Raw genomic sequence first — 2139 nt, 5'->3', positions numbered from 1 at the left:
AAAAAAACTTCCGAAAATATTTGGCAGTTAAAAATAAACCTCTTACCTTTGCACCCGCTTTTAAAACGAAAGCAACAAGTTCTTTGAAATATTGATAAACAATACAAGTAGTACAAGTTAAAAAATAGAACCGTCAATACTTGTTTCATAGGTAGCAATACAAATGAAATACAGGTAATTGGAAGAAGTCAATAAATTTTGTACGGCATCCTGAACAGAGCAACAACCATCCTTAACGGATGATTAACAATACTTTTACAATGAAGAGTTTGATCCTGGCTCAGGATGAACGCTAGCTACAGGCTTAACACATGCAAGTCGAGGGGCAGCATTAAAGTTTGCTTGCAAACTTTAGATGGCGACCGGCGCACGGGTGAGTAACACGTATCCAACCTGCCGATAACTCGGGGATAGCCTTTCGAAAGAAAGATTAATACCCGATGGCATATTTTCACCGCATGGTGAAACTATTAAAGAATTTCGGTTATCGATGGGGATGCGTTCCATTAGGCAGTTGGTGAGGTAACGGCTCACCAAACCTTCGATGGATAGGGGTTCTGAGAGGAAGGTCCCCCACATTGGAACTGAGACACGGTCCAAACTCCTACGGGAGGCAGCAGTGAGGAATATTGGTCAATGGGCGCGAGCCTGAACCAGCCAAGTAGCGTGAAGGATGACGGCCCTATGGGTTGTAAACTTCTTTTATATGGGAATAAAGTTTGGTATGTATACCATTTTGTATGTACCATATGAATAAGGATCGGCTAACTCCGTGCCAGCAGCCGCGGTAATACGGAGGATCCGAGCGTTATCCGGATTTATTGGGTTTAAAGGGAGCGTAGGTGGATTGTTAAGTCAGTTGTGAAAGTTTGCGGCTCAACCGTAAAATTGCAGTTGAAACTGGCAGTCTTGAGTACAGTAGAGGTGGGCGGAATTCGTGGTGTAGCGGTGAAATGCTTAGATATCACGAAGAACTCCGATTGCGAAGGCAGCTCACTGGACTGTTGACTGACACTGAGGCTCGAAAGTGTGGGTATCAAACAGGATTAGATACCCTGGTAGTCCACACAGTAAACGATGAATACTCGCTGTTTGCGATATACAGCAAGCGGCCAAGCGAAAGCATTAAGTATTCCACCTGGGGAGTACGCCGGCAACGGTGAAACTCAAAGGAATTGACGGGGGCCCGCACAAGCGGAGGAACATGTGGTTTAATTCGATGATACGCGAGGAACCTTACCCGGGCTTAAATTGCATTTGAATATAGTGGAAACATTATAGCCGTAAGGCAAATGTGAAGGTGCTGCATGGTTGTCGTCAGCTCGTGCCGTGAGGTGTCGGCTTAAGTGCCATAACGAGCGCAACCCTTATCTTCAGTTACTAACAGGTTATGCTGAGGACTCTGGAGAGACTGCCGTCGTAAGATGTGAGGAAGGTGGGGATGACGTCAAATCAGCACGGCCCTTACGTCCGGGGCTACACACGTGTTACAATGGGGGGTACAGAAGGCAGCTACCGGGCGACCGGATGCCAATCCCAAAAACCTCTCTCAGTTCGGATCGAAGTCTGCAACCCGACTTCGTGAAGCTGGATTCGCTAGTAATCGCGCATCAGCCATGGCGCGGTGAATACGTTCCCGGGCCTTGTACACACCGCCCGTCAAGCCATGAAAGCCGGGGGTACCTGAAGTACGTAACCGCAAGGAGCGTCCTAGGGTAAAACTGGTAATTGGGGCTAAGTCGTAACAAGGTAGCCGTACCGGAAGGTGCGGCTGGAACACCTCCTTTCTGGAGCGATGCCGTAACAACTGACTTTCAGGTTAACCTCACGGTTAACCAGGTTCTGTTTTTATTGTACTACTGGTACTTGTTTATTTATAAAATATAGATCAACCATCTATAGAAGTATAGATAGAGATAAACAAGAGAAAAAAGAAGCCGAGTCTAACAAAAGGTAGACAAGGTTGAACTAGTCCTATAGCTCAGTTGGTTAGAGCGCTACACTGATAATGTAGAGGTCGGCAGTTCAACTCTGCCTGGGACTACTCCGAATAACTCTTACGGGGGATTAGCTCAGCTGGCTAGAGCATCTGCCTTGCACGCAGAGGGTCAACGGTTCGAATCCGTTATTCTCCACTCT

Annotated in this window: 2 tRNA genes and 1 rRNA gene; all 3 read left to right on the top strand. The window is 46.8% G+C overall.

Annotated features, from left to right (window positions below):
• Window positions 1-257: 257 nt before the first annotated feature.
• The 3 genes from BQ7997_RS00075 to BQ7997_RS00065 all read left to right on the top strand — a co-directional run bounded on the left by BQ7997_RS00075 (window position 258) and on the right by BQ7997_RS00065 (window position 2135).
• Window positions 258-1787, top strand: a 16S ribosomal RNA gene (locus BQ7997_RS00075).
• Between the two features lie 183 nt (window positions 1788-1970).
• Window positions 1971-2044: transfer RNA gene (locus tag BQ7997_RS00070), tRNA-Ile, on the top strand.
• A 17-nt stretch (window positions 2045-2061) separates the two neighbouring features.
• A tRNA-Ala gene (locus tag BQ7997_RS00065) sits at window positions 2062-2135 on the top strand.
• Window positions 2136-2139: the final 4 nt, after the last annotated feature.

The sequence above is a fragment of the Bacteroides congonensis genome (assembly GCF_900130125.1).
GTDB lineage: Bacteria > Bacteroidota > Bacteroidia > Bacteroidales > Bacteroidaceae > Bacteroides > Bacteroides congonensis.
The sequence above is the reverse complement of the archived record's forward strand: the minus strand, read 5'-3'. Positions and strand labels throughout refer to the sequence as shown.